This is a genomic window from Cysteiniphilum litorale (assembly GCF_003428165.1).
Lineage (GTDB): Bacteria > Pseudomonadota > Gammaproteobacteria > Francisellales > Francisellaceae > Caedibacter > Caedibacter litoralis.
Genome location: NZ_QLIQ01000022.1, coordinates 23,229 through 42,232, shown reverse-complemented (window position 1 = coordinate 42,232; position 19,004 = coordinate 23,229). Strand labels below are relative to the sequence as shown.

The window sequence follows — 19,004 nt, the reverse complement described above, 5'->3', positions numbered from 1 at the left end:
AATCCCACAAGGGGAGAGGTGCTAGCTGGTGCAACTTATTTTGATGAATTCTCACCTAACTCAAAATACCTACTAGTACGTGTTTCTGGCATTTTATAAATCACTGCCAAAGTAATGATTGAGGTAATAATTAAGTAATAACAAGGCGCATAATGTGATCCTGAAACATCTACCAACATTAATGAGATCATCGGTGTAGTACCTGCAAATAAGGCATTACCTACATTATAGGCTGCCGACATCCCGCTATAGCGACATTCTGTTGGGAAAAGCTCGCTAATTGCCACCTGAAAAGATGCTGTCATCGCTGCTACTAATAATGCAAAAATCGACTCAGCAATCAAAATCTGAACAATGCCACCATAATTAAGCCAAATAAACATGGGATAAGCGAGAATGAGCAATAAGAAAATCGGGACGTTTAGCATTACTTTGCGCCCCCACAAATCGGCAAACCAACCAAATAATGGTGAGAACACAGCATAGACAACAGATATAACAACAGTAATCCACATCACAATACTGACATCTAAATGGCGCGTTGCGATAAAGTTATTCGGCAAAAAAGTCGCCATCATGTAATAAGCAATACCAATATAACCAGTTAACACGAATACCCATACAAGTGGCATCTTAGGTCCTTTAAGCGCCGTCATTAATGGGTTTTTTAAGGCTTTTTTCGACTTCTTTATTTCCTCAAAAAATGGCGACTCACGCACTGAATGCTGCAGGAACATTGAGGTTAATGCAAAAATAAACCCAATAAAAAATGCCACACGCCAACCGTATTCAAGCATTTGTGCTTTGCTAAAAACTGTGGCTAACACACCCACCACTACCGCGCTTAGGATCGTACCAACTTGTGATGACATCGCCGCTAAAGCTGTTGCAAATCCACGATATTGCTTTGGTGCACTTTCAGCGAGCATAATCAACACTCCAGTATACTCACCACCAACCGAAAAACCCTGAATCATACGCGCTAAAATTAAAATAACTACCGCCCAAATACCAAAACTATTATACGTTGGCATAATCGTCATAATAAACATCGGAATACACATAAGACCAATGCTCAGCGTGATCGCATAGCGTCGCCCAAGTCGATCACCAATAGAACCTAGGATAAAACCGCCTAATGGACGCATAAAATAACTCGCGGCAAAGATACCAAAAACAGTAATCAAACCGACAGTTCTATTTTCATCGGGAAAAAATAAAATACTTAAGTAAGTCGCCAAATAACCATATAAACTAAATTCAAACCACTCTAAGGCAGCACCCAAAGTCGTAATCGCAACGGTTTTCTTGGTGCTCGCCTTCGTTATCTTTTTTGTCATCCGATTAATTACCTTTTATCTTATCCCGCGCTGAGTCTAACAAACTTCTAAAAATTAATTAACGGATTTCCTATTATTTATTTTGGCTTAAATACTGCACTCGGCGTTTAAGCACAGCAAATTCCTTTTCCGGCGTTAAAATACGCTCAAACTGCGCCTTGGTTTTTAGACACACGGATTCATCTAATTCAATCAGTGAGTCGTTTACACTTTGCAATTTAATTTGCAATTCACACACTTTCTCTAGGTAATAGAGCAAGTAAAGCGCCTCATAGATAGTTTTGCCGGTTGTTAATAAGCCATGATTACGTAAAATCATGACTTTTTTATCCTGCAAACTTTGAACAATTTCATGCCCTTCATTCGCTAATGCAAGACCATTGTAATCATGATAGGCAACATCATTATAAAATCGTAACGCCTGCTGATTACAAAACAGTAATCCCGACTTCAGTGATGATACCGCAACGCCATAGGTGCTATGGGTATGCATCGCACTATGAATACTGCTACTTGCTTTGTAAATCTCAGCATGAATATTAAATGCTTGCGGCATTACCGTATAGCTGTTTTGTGATAAAACTCGTCCATTTAGATCAACTTTAACGAGGTTTTCCGCGCTCACTTCTTCAAAGGGGACATTATGTGGCGTAATTAACACCGCATTTGATTGTGGTATGCGCACACTTAGATGCGTTGCTAATAAATCATCCCAGCCATAGTGGTAGACTACATGGTGACTTGCCGCGAGATCCTCACGCAGTTGTTGCTCTAAATCAGTCATTTTAAAGCGTATCCTTATTGTTCTAAGCTCATCAATGAGGCATTACCACCTGATGCGGTAGTATCAATGCTAATCGTGCGCTCAACAGCCAAGCGATGTAAGTAGAAGGGGCCTCCAGCTTTAGGTCCTGTACCGGATAAACCTTGACCGCCAAAAGGTTGCACGCCAACAACCGCACCAACAATATTGCGATTGACATAAATATTGCCAACGCGAATATGTTTTTTGAAGAAATTAACGGTTTCCTGAATGCGACTATGCACACCAAACGTTAAACCATAACCAGTTGAGTTAATATCTTTAGCAACTTTATCAAGCTCAGTCGCTTTAAAGCGCACAATGTGCAGAACTGGACCAAATACTTCACGCTTAAGCGCATGGATACTATCGATTTCAAACACGACAGGGTAAATATAGTTGCCTTTTTCAAGTGCCTTATCTTCACTCATCTCATGCACAAGCTTTGCTGATTGGCGCATGTTGTTGATATGTGCTTTAAGATTAGCTTGCGCTTCCTGATCGATCACAGGACCAACATCGGTTTCAATAAACGCTGGATCATGTACCTTTAATTCATCCATCGCACCCTTAAGCATGGTGATGACATTATCTGCTATATCTTCTTGTAGATATAAAACGCGCAAAGCAGAACAACGTTGTCCCGCGCTATCGAAAGCCGAGGATATCACATCACGCACTACCTGCTCAGGTAACGATGATGAGTCAACAACCATAACGTTTTGACCACCTGTTTCAGCAACAAATGGTACAATCGCACCTTTTTTGGCTGATAACGTTTGCTGAATGATTTTGGCAACTTCAGTGGATCCTGTAAAGATCACACCCGCAACACGTGGATCTTGTGTTAAGGTACTGCCGACTTCTTCACCTGTACCTGGCACGAATTGTAATACATCTTCAGGAATACCTGCTTGATGCAGTAGTTTAATCGCTTCATAGGCAATAATAGGTGTTTGCTCAGCCGGTTTAGCAACGACTGTATTTCCAGCAGCTAATGCGGCTGTTACCTCGCCTAAGAAAATAGCTAAAGGAAAGTTCCACGGACTGATACATACTATAGCACCGCGACCATGTAGGCTAATTTGATTAAGCTCGCCTGTAGGACCTGGTAAGGTTTTAGGTGCTGCAAACTCAGCACGCGCTTGTGCCGCATAATAACGACAAAAATCAACCGCTTCACGAATCTCATTAACCGCATTTGCCAAGGTTTTACCGGCTTCACGCACAGCAATTGCCATAAATTTTGGCATATTTTCTTCTAATAAATCCGCACACTTATCCAAGGCGTCAGCACGCTTTTCAGCTTCAACCAAACTCCAAGCGTCAAATGCATTATGCGCAACTTCCATGGCTTTTTCGGCCATTGCTTTATCCGCATGATAGACTTTGCCAAATACTTGATTGTTTGCTGGGTTAAAAATATTTTCCGCAGTAAGTTTTGAGGTATCAACACCTTTTATTAACGGCTTAGCAACATAATCATCACGATCAAATTGACTCATTTGTAGTGCTAGTTTTTCTAATGTGCGTGTGTCATTTAAGTTATAACTTTTTGAATTCATTCTTTCTTCTCCAAACATATTCACAGGTAACGCAATTTGCGGATGCGCTTTAAAGCCTAGACGCTTTGCTTTTTCAACAGGATCTTCAACCAAACTTTCAATCGGTGTTTGCTCATCAACAATACGATGAACAAATGATGAGTTGGCACCATTTTCTAATAATCGTCTAACCAAGTAAGGTAGTAGATGCTTATACGTCCCCACTGGCGCGTAAATACGACATGGAATATTAAAATTATCCTTGCCTACAACGTGATCATATAGCGCATCGCCCATGCCATGTAAACACTGGAATTCATAATCGCGATAATCTCCTGCTAATTGCATAACCAATGCCGTTGTATAGGCATTATGCGTCGCAAACTGCGGGTAAATATGTTTGCCATTGGCAAAGAGTTTTTTAATACATGCCTGATACGATACATCGGTATAACATTTTTGGGTAAATACCGGATAACCCTCTAGCCCTTCAACTTGCGCATGTTTAATTTCCGAATCCCAATAAGCCCCTTTGACTAAACGAATCATAAATCGATGCCCTGTGCGCTCTGCCAAATCAATTAGGTAATCAAGTACAAAGCTGGCACGTTTTTGATACGCCTGAACGACAATACCAATTCCTTCAAAGCCTTGTAAAGACGTCTCATGTGCTAAACGACTCACCAATTCAAGAGACAACTCTAAGCGCTCAGTTTCCTCAGCATCAATGTTTAAGCCAATGTTATAACGCTGCGCTAACTCAACTAATTTTAATAACTTAGGATACATCTCAGTGTGTACACGATCTGCTTGTGCTACTTCATAACGTGGGTGCAAGGCAGATAATTTAACTGAAATCCCAGGGTTTGTGCGCACACTGTTTTTGGTGGCTGCAAATCCAATGGCATCAATCGCCTGACGGTACTCATTATAGTAATATTCAGCATCGGCTTTAGTCGTTGCCGCCTCACCCAACATATCATACGAATAGGTAAAGCCCATCGCTTCTTTTTCTTGGGCGCGCTTTAAGGCTTTATCAATCGTTTCACCCATGACATATTGCTGACCAAGAACTTTCATCGCGTGCATTACCGCGCGACGCACAACCGGACGTGAGCGCTTATCTAAGAAGCCTTTTAGTACGCCCTTGAACTTATTTTGATATTGACCTGGCTTTAATATCTTACCAGTTAACATCAAACACCAAGTAGCCGCATTCACAAATAGATACTCACTATCACCAACATGTTCATGCCAATTAGCACTCGTTAATTTATCTTTAATGAGTTTATCTGCCGTATGCTTATCTGGAATACGCAATAAGGCTTCTGCCAAACACATCAGCACAATCCCTTCATCACTTGAAAGGTCATACTTAGTCATAAAAGCATCTAATCCGCTTTTACTTAAGCGTGTTTCACGTACATTCGCGACCAAACCACTGGCAATATCCTGCACAGATAAACGCTCTTTATCTGTGAGTGCCGCTTGCTTGGCAAGCTTCTCTACAATCATTTGTTCATCACACAACCAGTGTTTTGATATCTCTTGCATCAAGACAGATTGATCAAACTTGTTATTTCTATCTAAAATCATCGTTAATTCCTGAGAAGGCAAACTTGTATTGTTTGCTTGCTGTTGAGCTATTTGTTTTTTGACTAACAAAATTTTATCAACCATCATTTGATGAGCATCATCTGCTGGTTTTGATTTAATAAACCAATTAAAAAGATCCTGATCTTCGCATTTAAGCAATGCATGAAATGCCTCTTTTTCAGCTTGTGGTGCTGCTAGATAAGCAAACTCTATATATGGCGAAAGAATAAGGTCTAATTCAAGCATCCCTCTTCTTGCTGCCCAGCGCAGGCGTGACAAGACTTCTTGATCCGTCACATTTTCATTTTCAACAATCATCGTTCTTTCCCCTTAATCACAGCAAAGATGGCGGCTATACTAGCATAAAAGATAAAAAAAACGTAAAGAAAACTAGCGATTCAAAATGCTTGTAATTTTTATCAAGCTTTGACACTGTCCATTTATCAAAGCCATGCTATTATTGTTACAGAACTTGCCAAGCCTCATCTAAGGATAGAAGGAAATAAATGAGTATTTTTAATTTTCTAGAGCTACATACATTTTTAGTTATTTGCGAGATTTTAATTTTAATCGTTGTCGTACGCATGGTTGCTGAGAAACAAAAACCAACCAGTATGATGGCATGGCTTTTAGCGATTATTTTGCTACCTTATGTTGCTGTACCTTTTTACTTTATTTTTGGCATTCGCAAACGTAAGCGCAAACGCCATAAACATGAGTTTAACTTACGTAAAATCGATCATATTGATACTTTCAACCCACACCCTATTCGCACAGTGCTCATTAATCAGGATATTCCAGCACCCACCAGCAACAATCACTTTGAGCTTTATCTTGATGGCATTCATGCCTATGAGGCACTGATTAATCAAATTCACCAAGCCAAAACAAGCATTTATATTAGCACCTATGTTTTTCAAAATGATCATGTAACTTTAAGACTTCTTGCCGCATTAACTGAAAAAGCCAAACAAGGTGTCACCGTTAAGCTTCTTATTGATTCTCTAGGCTCATATCGAGTGTACTTCAATCAGCGTATTTTTAAACGCTTGCGCAAAGCCGGAGGCAAAGTATCTTTTTTTATGCCAATTATTCAAATGCCTTTTCGTAATTATATTAACTTTAGAAATCATCGAAAAATCTACTTATTCGATAATTACACTGTACTGACAGGTGGTATGAATTTAGGCGACGAGTACATGGGACCCACCCCTTGCAATAAACGCTGGGATGACATTTTGTTTAAAATCCAAGGTCATGCAATTTGTCACTTCCACAATATTTTCGCCTCTGATTGGGAGTATTCGGCAAAAGAGCACCTTGATCATATGACCGAAGTTTGTTTGAAAAAAGACTATGGTCAAAACTTAATTCAAGTAGCTCCCTCAGGTCCTGATATCCCTAATGATGCTTTATATGACTCACTTATTGCCGGCATTTATGCCGCACAGACACGCATCTGGATTGTGACTCCCTATTTTGTGCCATCTGATTCATTGCTTGAAGCGCTACAAATTGCCTATCATCGTGGTGTTGATGTCAAACTCATCACCCCAAAAGTGTCCAATCATTTGATTGCTGATTTAGCGCGTAGTAATTTTATGCGCCAACTTGCAAAAACAGGTATTGAAATCGCTTTATTTGACAAGAAGATGATTCACGCAAAAGCCGTGTTATTTGATGATAAAGCCGTTATGCTTGGTTCAGTAAATCTTGATAATAGAAGTTTATTTTTAAATTATGAAGTCGTGACCTATGCTTATGAGGCAAGCATTATCCAACAAGTGAATGAGTGGATGAACGAATTTCTAAAAGATGCTGGCAAGACATTGCCAGCACCATCAAAAGCACGTAAGTTAGGGGAAAGTATGGTTAAAGTCTTATCCCCTTTATTATAGTTATGTTTAAGCCGCCGCAAATTACCCTAAGCTGTGAAAATCAGGTTAAATCTGCTTTTGTCCCTGATTTTTTTAGCATTTTGAGTTGGAACATTTACAAGATTAATCATAAAGATCCTGTTGAGTTTCAACATTTTATCAAGAGTTTACAACAAGCCTATAACCTTGGATTTTACTGCCTACAAGAAGCAAAACATAGCGATAGTGCAAGCTTTCCGTTGGATGACTTTTGCTTGCACTTTGCACCTAATCTGCAACTTAAGTCGCATGCCTACGGTGTGATGACCGCAAGCAGCATTATGAGTCATAAAGCGCAGCAAATCTTATCCAAGAAAACAGAAATTTTATTTAAAACACACAAGTCAAGCCTTGCCAATCACTACGTATTTGCTGACAACACACCACTGATCATCATCAATGTACATGCGATTAATTTTAATAACTCACGCATCTATGCTGAAGAAATTCTGCAACTGCATGATTATCTTGCCAACTATCAAGAAGCTGCCGTCATTATCGCTGGTGACTTTAACAGCTGGAATAAAAAACGTAATTCACTGATCCATGAATTCTGCTGCGCACTAAACTTAACGCAAGCACAATTTGAAGAAGATAAACATATCAAACGCTTTGCCAAGCATCCGCTTGATCTTGTCATGTATCGTAACCTTAATTGCCAATACGCCACGGCAATCGATAGTCGTAAAATTTCAGATCACAATCCATTATTACTTAAATTTCGTCGGGGTTAATGACTATGAATGAATAAAAACAAATTGTATTGCAATTACCCCCTCACCCGCGCAGCGTAAGCTGCACGGCCTCTCCCGCAAGGGGCGAGGCGCTAGCTGATGCAACTTATTTTCCCACCATTTCTATGGATATAAAAAAAGCACCCTTAGGTGCCCTTTTTATTATCAAAATTGCTCATCAATTTGAGCAATGCTACAGCTTATAGTTTACGAGACTTTAAGCTGCCAAAACGCTTCTGGAAGCTATCCACACGTCCAGCTGTATCAACCACACGTTGCTTACCAGTATAGAATGGGTGACACATTGAGCACACATCCAATTGAATATCTTGACACTTCGTTGAACGCGTTTCAAATGTATTGCCACAGCTACAGCTTACTGAAACTTTTTCATACTTTGGTTGAATCTCTAAATTCATCTTTATTTACCTCTTTAAATATATTCTTGCCGCCACCTAAGCCCATCTTAAGCACCGCAGAGTAAAAACGTTGCACATCATAGCGCAAAGCGTATCATCTCTCAAGCTTTTAGCTCGATTAAATTAATGAATTCACTAATTCGGCTATAACCATATTCCTGACCACTTTGATTGTGTAAGCGTTGGCTGAGCATAACTCGAAGCCTCTATGAAGTATGATTACCCACTTCGACTGATGCTCAGTGCATCGCTTCGACTTACGCTCAGGGTACGGTGAGCACTTGTGGGTGAATATTTAGTCTTAGCCACTAATTCGATGAAATATACTTCTCACGGCGCACACGCTTAGCATCAAAGCCACTCTCTGTTAATAGAGCAAACGCATCATCGATCATATTTGGATTACCACATAGGTAGACAACGTCTTCTTGAGGCATTAAATCCAATTGGTCAAACACATGTTGCACATAGCCTTTTTGCTCGTCAATAGCTAAAGTTTCTTGTTCACGAGATAAACATGCTTTGAAGTATAGCGAATTTATCTTTTTTGCATACTGACGGAAATCTTCTGCATAAATCGCATCTGCCTTATACTGCACACCAAGCAATATATGAACCTCTTTGACATCTTCAGCTAAAGCTTTTTCAATCGTTGGCAACATCGCACGATATGGCGCAATACCCGTGCCAGTGCCTACCAAAATAAGCTTACGGATTTTCTCGCCATCCTTTAATACTAGGCGCCCGGCAGGACCCATAGCATTGAACTTATCACCCACGCCCATGTTAAATAATTGCTCTGAAGCAATACCACCATCAACATAAGAAATGGCGATTTCAATCAAGTCCGTATCTTTAGGAATACTTGCGACACTGTAGCTACGGCGCCTTACTTTGCCATCTTCATGATCAAATAAGAAGGTAATAAACTGCCCAGGAACAAAGTTAAATGCACTGCCATCTGCTTTTTTAAATGTCAGGTGTTTAACATTGGGTGCAATCTGTTTTGATTCAACTAACTCTGCTTCAAATTTTTCAATTGCCATAAAATTTAGAATGATCATTTATCAATAATGGGCAACAGTTTACGAGTGTTATTATCAATAATCCATTACTTTGTATGTATTGATGTATAAATAAGTTGCATCAGCTAGTACCTCTCCCCTTGTGGGATTGCTCGTGCAGCTTAAGCTGTATGGGTGAGGGGGAGTTAAAACGCAACTTACTTTTGATTAATTACTATGCGGAAATGTAAATTTGGCTAAGACTTTTTTGACCTCTTTAACCGGCAAGCCAACAACATTATCAAAATCACCTTTTATCTCTTTGACAAAACGCTGACCAATTCCTTGAATGGCGTATCCACCGGCTTTATCACATGGCTCATTCGTCTGCCAATAATCCTTTATTTCTTCATCAGTCAATGATGCAAACAGTACATCGGTTATTCTATATTCATAACATACTGACTCGCCATCACCAACGGCAAAACCAGTAATTACTTGATGCCAGCATCCACTTAACTTATGCATATATTCACAAAACACCTCAAAATTTATCGGTTTTTGCAATATTTCTTCATCAATCACAACAATGGTATCAGCAACTAAAACAAGTATATCTAGTGACCTTATGCTTAACGCCGCCTTAAGCTTTGCCTTCACGACTCGCTCTAGATACATCAACGGCTTTTCATTAGCTAACGAAGATTCATCAATATCTACAGAAAACTTGCTAAACTCAATGGATTCACGACGCAGCAATTCTGCTCGCCTTGGAGATTGTGATGCTAAATAAATCATTTAGTTACTCGGTTGATCAAGAAGATCTAAAACTTCTGCATCACTATCAAAATGTTGAGTTTTTGCAGTATTGATTGGCTTAATTTGCAAGGTTTTATCCAAGTTATAATCATAATTTTGTAAGTACGCATTACGTGCCGCGACATACGGGTCAATTGAGCTATTCATTAATTTTTCATATAAAGATAGGTATTGAACACCTTCGTTTGCCTTATACACACCATAAGCACTCCAACTAACCAGCCTTGGCGCAACAGCATTATAACTTAATGGATTAAAAACAGTATCAACAAGATCGCCTGCTGAACCACCAAAAGTGTTAGGCCCTAAAATTGGCACCACAAAATAAGGAGAGTAACGATAGCCCCACTTTGCCATCGTGAAACCAAAGTTTTGTACGCGACGTGGTAATCCCATATTTTTAGCAACATCAAACAAACCAAATACACCAAAAATGGTATTGGCGACAAAGCGCGCGGTATCGCGCCATACATAATCAAAATTCCATTGCAACAAATCATTTGCAATGCGTCCAGGCTCAAGAATATTATTATAGGTATTATCAATTCCTAACTGTACCGGATCAGGCACGACATAATCATAGCCTTTTGCCATTGGAATTAAGGCATAATCATAAGTCACTTGGTTAAATTTAAAGACAGCACGGTTATAACCTTCCCAAGGATCCCGATTCTGTTGGGTGGCACAGCCACTTAAAACGACGACTGCTAAAAGAGCAATTACTTTATATTTCATTTTTCATGTGATTTTTTCCTGTTGCTGGCAAGTATAGCGGATTTTTCAAAAAGTCGTCAGTAGTTGTTTAAACAAAAGCAAACATGCTTGTTGCAAGCGGTAAATTCAGCAAATTTTGTTTTTTTAATTAACATGCTCCATGCTATACAACAAGAATAAAGCACTTTACAATAAAGTCTGATTTTTGATTTAAGCCAATACCCATGACACAAACCACACAACAAACAATCTCTCCTACAACCAAATGGTTAATTACGATTACCGTGATGCTCGCAGCAATGATTGAGATTATTGATACAACCATTGTTAACGTCGCCCTACCCGACATGGCAGGATCTCTTGGTGCGAGCACTGAAGAAATATCCTGGGTTGTGACTTCTTATATCGTATCTTCTGCGATTTGCATGCCACTTACTGGGTTTTTCGTGCGCACTATTGGACGGCGGCGACTGCTTTTGATCAACATCATTGGGTTTTTGATTTTCTCAATGCTCTGCGGTCTATCAAGTTCTCTTGGCGAGATGGTATTTTTTAGAATTATGCAAGGAATCTTTGGCGCCTCTTTAGTCCCTCTATCGCAATATGTCTTACGTGACACTTTCCCACCTAAAGAGCAAGTTAAAGCCATGGCAGTTTGGGGTGTTGGCATTATGGCAGCGCCTGTATTGGGTCCCACATTAGGGGGATACATTACTGACTGGATTAATTGGCGCTGGATTTTTTATATTAACGTTCCTGTATGCCTTATCGCAATTGTCATGGCGCTGATGTTTATTCGTGAAACAAAGCGGGAGAAACTGAATATTGACTGGGTCGGTCTTGGGCTTATGGCATTAACCATTGCCGCCTTACAGATCTTTCTTGATCGCGGTAACAACGACGGTTGGCTATCATCACACTTTATTCTTGCCATGCTAATATTTTGGGTTATTACGGGTCTAATTTTCATTATCCGTGGTTGGTTTAATCCAAAAAACATCTTAAACCTTCATTTATTTAAAGATCGCAATTATGCAGCATCCTGCATGTTATTAGTCTTTTACACCGCAGGCATATTTGGTCTTATGACCGTACAACCATTAGTAATGCAAGGGTTTATGAACTACTCGGCATCGCTCTCAGGTGAATTAATGATGCCTCGCGGTCTTGCCGCAGCAGCTGCGATGATGTTGATCGCTCCCTTAGCAAAACGCATTGATTTACGCATTATCATTTTACTGGGCATTATTTTTACTGCTTATGGTAACTATCTATATGGTCAGATTCCGCTAATGAGTGATCCGTGGAATTTAACCTACCCTGGCATTATCCAAGGTATTGGCATGGGCTTTTTCTTTGTGCCCGTGTCAACAATGGCTTTGCAAACCTTACGCCCTCAAGATCTCGCCGAAGGCAGTGGTATGTTTAGTTTCTTTAGAAATTTAGGTACATCTGTTGGCACATCCGTAATGATTACCGTACTAAGCCAGCAAGCGCAAGTCGCTTGGAATAATATGATAAAGAATATTAATCCCGCCAATCCAAATTATCAAACTTGGTTACAAAATACCGGCTGGCACGCGCAAGACCCAACGACATTAGGCGTTGTCGCACAAACAATCAACACACAGGCAAACATTATTGCCTTTAATGACGTCGCTTATTTATCTTATCTATTGCTCGCCATTTCAATTCCATTTATTTTGCTCCTAAGCAAACCAGCTAACACGGGACTTAGCATGGATCATTAATGCTATCTTTGATTATCATTAAAGAGTAGCAACCATTCTCTGAGCAAACTCGAAGCGATGCACTGAGCATCAGTCGAAGTGGGAAATTTAGTGGCAGTAAACGGCTTCGACTCACGCTCAGTCAACGCTTACGCAGTAAAGCTCGTAAAAAAAATACAATCATCACTTACTTTTTCAAAGGAAACATCACAAATCCTGCTTTGACATTGGTTAGTATCAGCAAAATCAAACTTAAGAAAAGAGGCAATAACAGCACTAAAAAAGCACCGGTAAAAACGTTTGGGTTATGAATTTCTTTTAAATCGCCACCATTAATCCACATACTGACATAATCAACCAGATGCTGGAAAAGGGCAGCTGACAAGCCAATCGTCATATTGACCACCGCCAGAACAGTACCATGCACTTTACTTGGGAAAATATCATCGACAACAGCAAAGGCTAGTAGCATGCTTGAGACAAAAAAACCAAGTAAAAAATAAAGCACATAAAGCATGCTGATACTAAAAACATCAGGCAGTAATACAATCAGACTAAAGACAATAATCGTCATGACATTCGTGATAACCATCCATGCTTTTTTTGAATTTGTCAAACGGGCAACAATGCCATGCGTGGGACCGCCCACGGCAATGCCAATAAAAATCATTGCACTGATCGATGCTGCAGTAGTTGCATCAAACTGATAGGTATATTGTAAAAACACCACATCATAAAGCTCAGAGAAAGCATTAACTACAGTGCCGACCATAATGCCGGCATAAATGGCGATTAACCATAGATCTTTAGACTTTAGTACGTATAAATGCGCTTTTGAGAGTTTTCTTGAGATTGCCTTGTGTGTTACAAACTCACGTGGTCGCACAAAAAGATAAATTACCAGTGAGAATATCACGCCAATATAGCCAATCAGCCATAATGCACCTTCCCAAGTAAGCTTCTCAATCCAGTATGCCAGTAGCACCTGCCCAAAGATCCCACCTAACACCCCAATCGTATTTGTTAAACCAACCGCAATCGGGAAAACATTATTCGGTAGCACATCAGATGCGACTTTAAGGGCACCTAAAAAAGCAAATGCCGAGCCAATTGCTATCAATATCCGTCCGATCCACATCATGCTAAGCGATTGATCCCAGATAAATACCAAGATCCCAAGACTCATGACAAGACAGGATAATGATAATGTCCACTTACAACCAAAGCGATCAAGCATCAATCCCGCAGGAATTTGAGCGATTGCATAGATTGGAAAATAAATTGCCATCACCGAAACCACTTGATTGATATCTAAGTTAAGTGAATGTGCAATTGGTGCTAGAAGCACACTAGGTGCGGTATGCTGGAAATAATCTAGCGCATAGAATATTGCTGCAACAAGCCATATAAGCCATGCAACAGTCAGTGTTTTTGCTTTCATTAGCTCTCCATTTTTAAGACTACCTTAATAGCTCCAATACTTTGTGTTTTGCCGCACTAAAATCAGTTTTGCCTGAACCTAACTTTGGAATGGCATCGACTTGGAAATAGTTTTGTGGCTTCAATAAATTATTTATCTTAGCGCTATTGACTTGCTGCTTAATATCGCTAGCGTCCATTGCCATGGTATATAAAAGCGATATACATTCGCCTTTTTTCTGATCAGGTGTAGACACAGCTAATATCTCATTCTCTTCATTATCCGCACCTAACAATGACATAACCTCTTCTTCAACTGCAGATAAACTGACCATCTCGCCACCGAGTTTAGCAAAACGTGAATAACGATCCAAAATCGTCAAATAGCCCTCTTCATCAAGCATGCCTTTGTCACCTGTTTGATACCAACGAATGCGATGACGTTTGAAAATAACTTCTGCTGTTTTTTGTGGGTTATGCAAGTAACCTTCCATAACATTGACTCCACCAAAAGTAATCATACCCGCCTCGCCAATCGGCAACTCTTCTTTTGACTCAGGATCAATGATCATAAAGCGCCCACCAGGCACCGAACTGCCAACGGTACCAATCTTATTATTGACCTTATCGCCTTCATTTGGCTGATTGACACTTGCCACGGGACTTAACTCAGTTGTGCCGTACCCTTCGTAAATAATCTTATCAAACTTTTTCTCAAACATAGCTCTGACTTCAGGTAAAAGCTTCTCAGCCCCTGCAACAACGAAGTTTAATGATGAGAATTGCTCAGCTGTCAATTGACGTGCTTTTGAGTAAATTCTAAAGAATGTTGAGGTACCACAGAGAATCGTGGGTTTATATTTATCTGCTAATTCACCCAACATCACAGCATCAGTAGGATCTGGGTGACAAACCATAAACACACCCTCAAGCAACGGTAAAATCGTTGTTGCTGTTAAACCAAAAGCATGGAAAATCGGCAGAATACTTAAGATAGAATCATCCGATTTAGCACCTAAGATAATCATTGATTGTTTGACATTGCCTAGAATATTTTTGTGACTTAACACGACACCTTTAGGTTTGCCCTCACTGCCACTACTAAACAAAATCGCTGCGGTGTGATCCGTTGCCACGCGTGTAACATAGTGATTAATCAACTGCTCGGCAGAGGATAGTTTTACATGCAATAAAGTCTTCAATAAAGTAAATTTATCTAATTGCTGACGCATGTCTTCTAAAAGAATAATTTTTGAGTTGCTAAACACTTCCTCTAAGAAAAAGCCTTTTTTCTTTAACTGCTCAATAAAGCGCCCTGAGGTGATAATTGTTTTGATATTAGACTCAGAAATAGCCGCATCAAGTGCTGATTTAGACGCTGTATAGTTTAAATTCACCAGCGTTTTACCAAGCACAAAGCCACTCATCATTGCCATTGCCCCACCAACACTCGGAGGCAAGCAAATACCAACACGCTCCTGTTCACGTAAAATTGGCTCAAGTAATTTTGATAGCGCAAGCGTTGCAACCAATAAACGCTCAGAACTTAATTCAACTCCCGTTGAATCGGCAATAACTTTTTTACCCTTACGTGCCTTTGCTTGTTTGATCCAAACCTCTGGAATCGATGGCATCAATGAAATATAACGCTCCCAAGCATAGATATTTTTCTCTGCTAAAAGATCCGATAGCTCTTTTTTAGTCAGCGCGATACCAATTGGCTCAAAAAAGCTTAGATGCAGCCACTGCGGCACATTGCGTCCACGCGTATATTTAATACACTCAAAGCCACAAACCTGCATGGGGATAATTTCATTGTTGAGTTTTATTACATCCGCATAAAGCTCTTGAGATACCAAAAGCACCCCTTCTTTATTCCATGAGGTTAAAAAGGATTGTGAAATAATCGTAACACCCGTTCTTTTTAACAAATAATCCACTAACTTTGACGGCGGGTTTTGACACTCCATGACAACAGTCACTGTTTGCTTTGCAATTCTCTGCAGCAAGACGGCTAAAAATAAGTTGACGTTATTACTGATCACTACCGCTGGCTTAAAACCTGGCACATAGTTTACATGATGGAAATTACACATATAGCGCTGACGTTCCTTCAACTGCATGACAGCAATCAAGGTTTTATTTGGCCAGATATACAGCGAACCCAAAATAACGATTATCAGTAGAATAATCACACCTAATACTATTAACATCTATACCACCTCATCATTGGCGATTTTCCATTTATATGCAGAAAACAGTATAGTAAAAAAAATGCCTTAAAAAGTCTAATGATGATTTATAACAAGATCGCCTTCAACTCATCCAGCTTTTTAATTGCTTGCACCTCAATTCCAATATCCTTTTTCGGCATATTGCCCTGTGGCACAATCGCTTGTTTAAAGCCATGTTTTTGTGCCTCACCTAAGCGCTCTTGACCATAGGGAATCGCGCGTATCTCTCCTGAGAGCCCTACTTCACCTAAGATAATCCAGTCCTTTGCAATCGGTCGGTTATATAAGCTTGAAAGAATGACGGCAATAATTGCCAAATCAATACTGGTCTCATTGACCTTAATACCACCAACGATATTGATAAAGACATCGTGATCACTTAATTGCACGCTTAAATGACGCTGCATAATTGCTAATAACATCGCTAAGCGATTAGGGTCAAGTCCTAATGCTAAACGTTTGGGCTGAGCGTAGCCGTTTTCACTAACAAGCGCTTGAACCTCAACAAGTATCGGACGCGTGCCCTCCCATATTGCAATAATAACACTACCTGAGATATCATCCTCAGCACGATTAAGAAAGATTGCCGATGGATTTTTAATCTCACGCATACCCTTATCAGTCATCGCAAAAACACCCAGTTCATTTACCGCACCAAAGCGATTTTTCATCGCCCTGACCATACGATAACGCCCATCGGTTTGCCCTTCGATAAAAATGACACTATCAACAATATGCTCAAGCACTCGAGGACCTGCAACTTCACCTGATTTGGTCACATGCCCAACCAAAAAAACCGCGCAATTTAAGCGTTTAGCCGTTTGCGTTAATAAGCTAGCTGATTCACGGACTTGAGCGACACCCCCTGCAGCGGATTGCAAGGCTTCAATCTGCATCGTTTGAATCGAGTCAACAACGACTAATTGCGGGCGATGCGTCTCGATATACTGACAAATCACTTCTACATTGGTTTCGCTCATCAACAGTAGTTTATCATTAGGTAATTGCATGCGTTGCGCACGCAGTGCAACTTGCTCTAGTGATTCCTCACCTGTGATATAAAGCGCTGTGTGAGTCTGTGATAACACCGTCATAATTTGCAATAAAATCGATGATTTGCCAATTCCTGGATCACCACCAATTAAGGTTACAGAGCCCGGCACAATACCGCCACCCATCACCCGATCAAACTCGGCAAATGGACTATGAATGCGTGGATAATCGGCTAAAGCAACCTCATTGAGCTTTTGTACTTTTGCCTCAACGGCGGCATAGCCCACTTTGTTGGTTATTGATTTTTTGATGCTTATTTGAGTTTCAACTAAAGTATTCCATTCCAAGCAATCAGGGCATTGTCCTTGCCACTTTGGTGATATTGCACCGCACGATTGGCAGACATAATTTGTTTTTGGCTTTGCCATGCACACACCTTTATTTATTTTATTTATCTGAGTGGAACTATCTTACTTGCCTTATTCGTCATGCTTTATCATACCCACCAAATAATTCTCAAGTATCTGGTTGATTTCAAAGCCAGCATCACCCAATAGCTGAAAGCCATATTTTTTGTCATTTTGGTAGTCATCTGCCGAAATCCAGATCACTTTTGATTTACAGGTTAACTCTTGTTTTAACTCAGGCAAACGCACTACAAGCTCGGTCTCTTGCCCAAAATCAAGCGCATTACTATGATAAACAGTTAGTGCACCTTGCTTAACAAAAGGTAAGTAACTTTCTAATGCTGCCTGCTTGGAGGCTAAGGTGATTTCAATTGCTGCCATATTATACTTCCATATCAAGTTTTAATTGTTTACTTTGCTTTTCTTGCTTCTTACGTGCACGCCTTTTCCTTAGCCTTACCAGTAAAAAGCTCACCGTAAATAGAACGAGGAACAAGAGAATAATTGAGATATGCCAATACTCTTTCACTAAATGTGTGAGCGATAGTTTATGCAGTATAACCTCAAGTGCATTACCAAAGTAATAGCCTCCTAGTAAAAACACCAGCACCCAAATAATGGCACCAATGGTATCAAACACCATAAACTTAATATTGCTAATCTTACTCATGCCCAAAGCAAAAGGAATAATCGTTCTTAAGCCATAAGCAAAGCGAAAGCCTAAAATGAGCCAAAAATTATATTTATCAATCATCAGGCTAATACGATCAATCTTCGGTTGCCAATTGGGTTTACGCTTTAAAATCTTAGGACCCAAATAGCGCCCTAAATAAAACAAGAAACAATCATGGATCAAGCAGCCAATAATCGATAAGAGGATAATCCAGCCCAAATCAAGCATACCAGCGGCGGCGGCAATACCCCCTAGCACTAAAAAAGTTTCACCTTCGATAATTGCCGCACCAAACATAAGCCAATAGCCCCATTGTTGAATTAGTGCAATATGTTCTGGTGACATGTAAACCTCATTTATTTTTATTTACTGGAGTTACGCACTTTTGCTATTTCAACACCCCACCTCGCACGCTCGGCACCCCTCTTGCAAAGAGGGGAATTAAAATCACCGTCGCCCAATTCCCCTCTTTGCAAGAGGGGTGGCAGCCGTAGGCTGACGGGGTGTTATAAAGTCATAATTTTTCTAAAGTGCGTAACTTAAGTTATTTACTAGAGTTACTTACTCAATTTTTCCTCAATACGTCTAAATTCTAACGTATCGATGCCATATATGCCAAAGTGAAACAGCTAAATAACGGAATTAATCTAAATAATCCAG

The 19,004-nt window shown here is 40.0% G+C and carries 15 protein-coding genes; 3 read left to right on the top strand and 12 right to left on the bottom strand.

Annotated elements, in window-relative coordinates; all coding sequences use genetic code 11:
• Nucleotides 1–35: 35 nt before the first annotated feature.
• From DNJ75_RS09410 to putA, 3 genes are all read right to left on the bottom strand, one after another.
• Nucleotides 36–1,340 carry an MFS transporter gene (locus tag DNJ75_RS09410; RefSeq protein WP_117003205.1) on the bottom strand — a complete coding sequence of 435 codons (1,305 nt, stop codon included), beginning with the start codon at nucleotides 1,338–1,340 and terminating at the stop codon, nucleotides 36–38.
• Nucleotides 1,341–1,413: 73 nt separating this feature from the next.
• Nucleotides 1,414–2,136 carry a class II aldolase/adducin family protein gene (locus DNJ75_RS09405; protein WP_117003204.1) on the bottom strand — a complete coding sequence of 241 codons (723 nt, stop codon included), beginning with the start codon at nucleotides 2,134–2,136 and terminating at the stop codon, nucleotides 1,414–1,416.
• 2 nt (nucleotides 2,137–2,138) lie between these two features.
• Nucleotides 2,139–5,600, bottom strand: a complete 3,462-nt coding sequence (putA, locus tag DNJ75_RS09400; protein WP_117003203.1) for a bifunctional proline dehydrogenase/L-glutamate gamma-semialdehyde dehydrogenase PutA — start codon at nucleotides 5,598–5,600, stop codon at nucleotides 2,139–2,141.
• 188 nt (nucleotides 5,601–5,788) lie between these two features.
• Between putA and cls the strand changes: the two genes are divergently transcribed.
• The gene (gene cls / locus DNJ75_RS09395; RefSeq protein ID WP_117003202.1) at nucleotides 5,789–7,180 is read left to right on the top strand and encodes a cardiolipin synthase; all 1,392 of its coding nucleotides are present in this window, start codon (nucleotides 5,789–5,791) and stop codon (nucleotides 7,178–7,180) included.
• 2 nt (nucleotides 7,181–7,182) lie between these two features.
• On the top strand, nucleotides 7,183–7,932 hold the full coding sequence (locus tag DNJ75_RS09390; protein ID WP_117003201.1) for an endonuclease/exonuclease/phosphatase family protein: 750 nt from the start codon (nucleotides 7,183–7,185) through the stop codon (nucleotides 7,930–7,932).
• Nucleotides 7,933–8,132: 200 nt separating this feature from the next.
• Here DNJ75_RS09390 and rpmE read toward each other — a convergent pair whose 3' ends face one another.
• From rpmE to DNJ75_RS09370, 4 genes are all read right to left on the bottom strand, one after another.
• Nucleotides 8,133–8,351, bottom strand: coding sequence for a 50S ribosomal protein L31 (gene rpmE / locus DNJ75_RS09385; RefSeq protein ID WP_117003200.1), 219 nt, complete (start codon nucleotides 8,349–8,351; stop codon nucleotides 8,133–8,135).
• A gap of 308 nt (nucleotides 8,352–8,659) precedes the next feature.
• Entirely contained in the window at nucleotides 8,660–9,397 is a 738-nt protein-coding gene (locus tag DNJ75_RS09380; RefSeq protein WP_117003199.1) for an FAD-binding oxidoreductase, read from the bottom strand.
• Between the two features lie 186 nt (nucleotides 9,398–9,583).
• Nucleotides 9,584–10,153, bottom strand: a complete 570-nt coding sequence (locus DNJ75_RS09375; RefSeq protein ID WP_117003198.1) for a Maf family protein — start codon at nucleotides 10,151–10,153, stop codon at nucleotides 9,584–9,586.
• Nucleotides 10,154–10,909, bottom strand: coding sequence for an MlaA family lipoprotein (locus DNJ75_RS09370; protein ID WP_117003197.1), 756 nt, complete (start codon nucleotides 10,907–10,909; stop codon nucleotides 10,154–10,156).
• A 203-nt stretch (nucleotides 10,910–11,112) separates the two neighbouring features.
• On the opposite strand from DNJ75_RS09370, the gene DNJ75_RS09365 reads away from it, so the two are divergent.
• Nucleotides 11,113–12,639 carry a DHA2 family efflux MFS transporter permease subunit gene (locus DNJ75_RS09365; protein WP_117003196.1) on the top strand — a complete coding sequence of 509 codons (1,527 nt, stop codon included), beginning with the start codon at nucleotides 11,113–11,115 and terminating at the stop codon, nucleotides 12,637–12,639.
• A 166-nt stretch (nucleotides 12,640–12,805) separates the two neighbouring features.
• Here DNJ75_RS09365 and DNJ75_RS09360 read toward each other — a convergent pair whose 3' ends face one another.
• The 5 genes from DNJ75_RS09360 to DNJ75_RS09340 all read right to left on the bottom strand — a co-directional run bounded on the left by DNJ75_RS09360 (nucleotide 12,806) and on the right by DNJ75_RS09340 (nucleotide 18,689).
• Nucleotides 12,806–14,059 carry an MFS transporter gene (locus tag DNJ75_RS09360; protein WP_117003195.1) on the bottom strand — a complete coding sequence of 418 codons (1,254 nt, stop codon included), beginning with the start codon at nucleotides 14,057–14,059 and terminating at the stop codon, nucleotides 12,806–12,808.
• Nucleotides 14,060–14,078: 19 nt separating this feature from the next.
• Nucleotides 14,079–16,250 (bottom strand): AMP-binding protein, encoded by a 2,172-nt coding sequence (locus DNJ75_RS09355; RefSeq protein WP_117003194.1) that lies wholly within the window; start codon nucleotides 16,248–16,250, stop codon nucleotides 14,079–14,081.
• Between the two features lie 86 nt (nucleotides 16,251–16,336).
• Nucleotides 16,337–17,692 carry a DNA repair protein RadA gene (radA, locus tag DNJ75_RS09350; protein WP_117003193.1) on the bottom strand — a complete coding sequence of 452 codons (1,356 nt, stop codon included), beginning with the start codon at nucleotides 17,690–17,692 and terminating at the stop codon, nucleotides 16,337–16,339.
• Nucleotides 17,693–17,743: 51 nt separating this feature from the next.
• Nucleotides 17,744–18,052 carry a PilZ domain-containing protein gene (locus DNJ75_RS09345; protein ID WP_117003192.1) on the bottom strand — a complete coding sequence of 103 codons (309 nt, stop codon included), beginning with the start codon at nucleotides 18,050–18,052 and terminating at the stop codon, nucleotides 17,744–17,746.
• Between the two features lies 1 nt (nucleotide 18,053).
• Entirely contained in the window at nucleotides 18,054–18,689 is a 636-nt protein-coding gene (locus tag DNJ75_RS09340) for a DedA family protein (RefSeq protein WP_117003191.1), read from the bottom strand.
• Nucleotides 18,690–19,004: the final 315 nt, after the last annotated feature.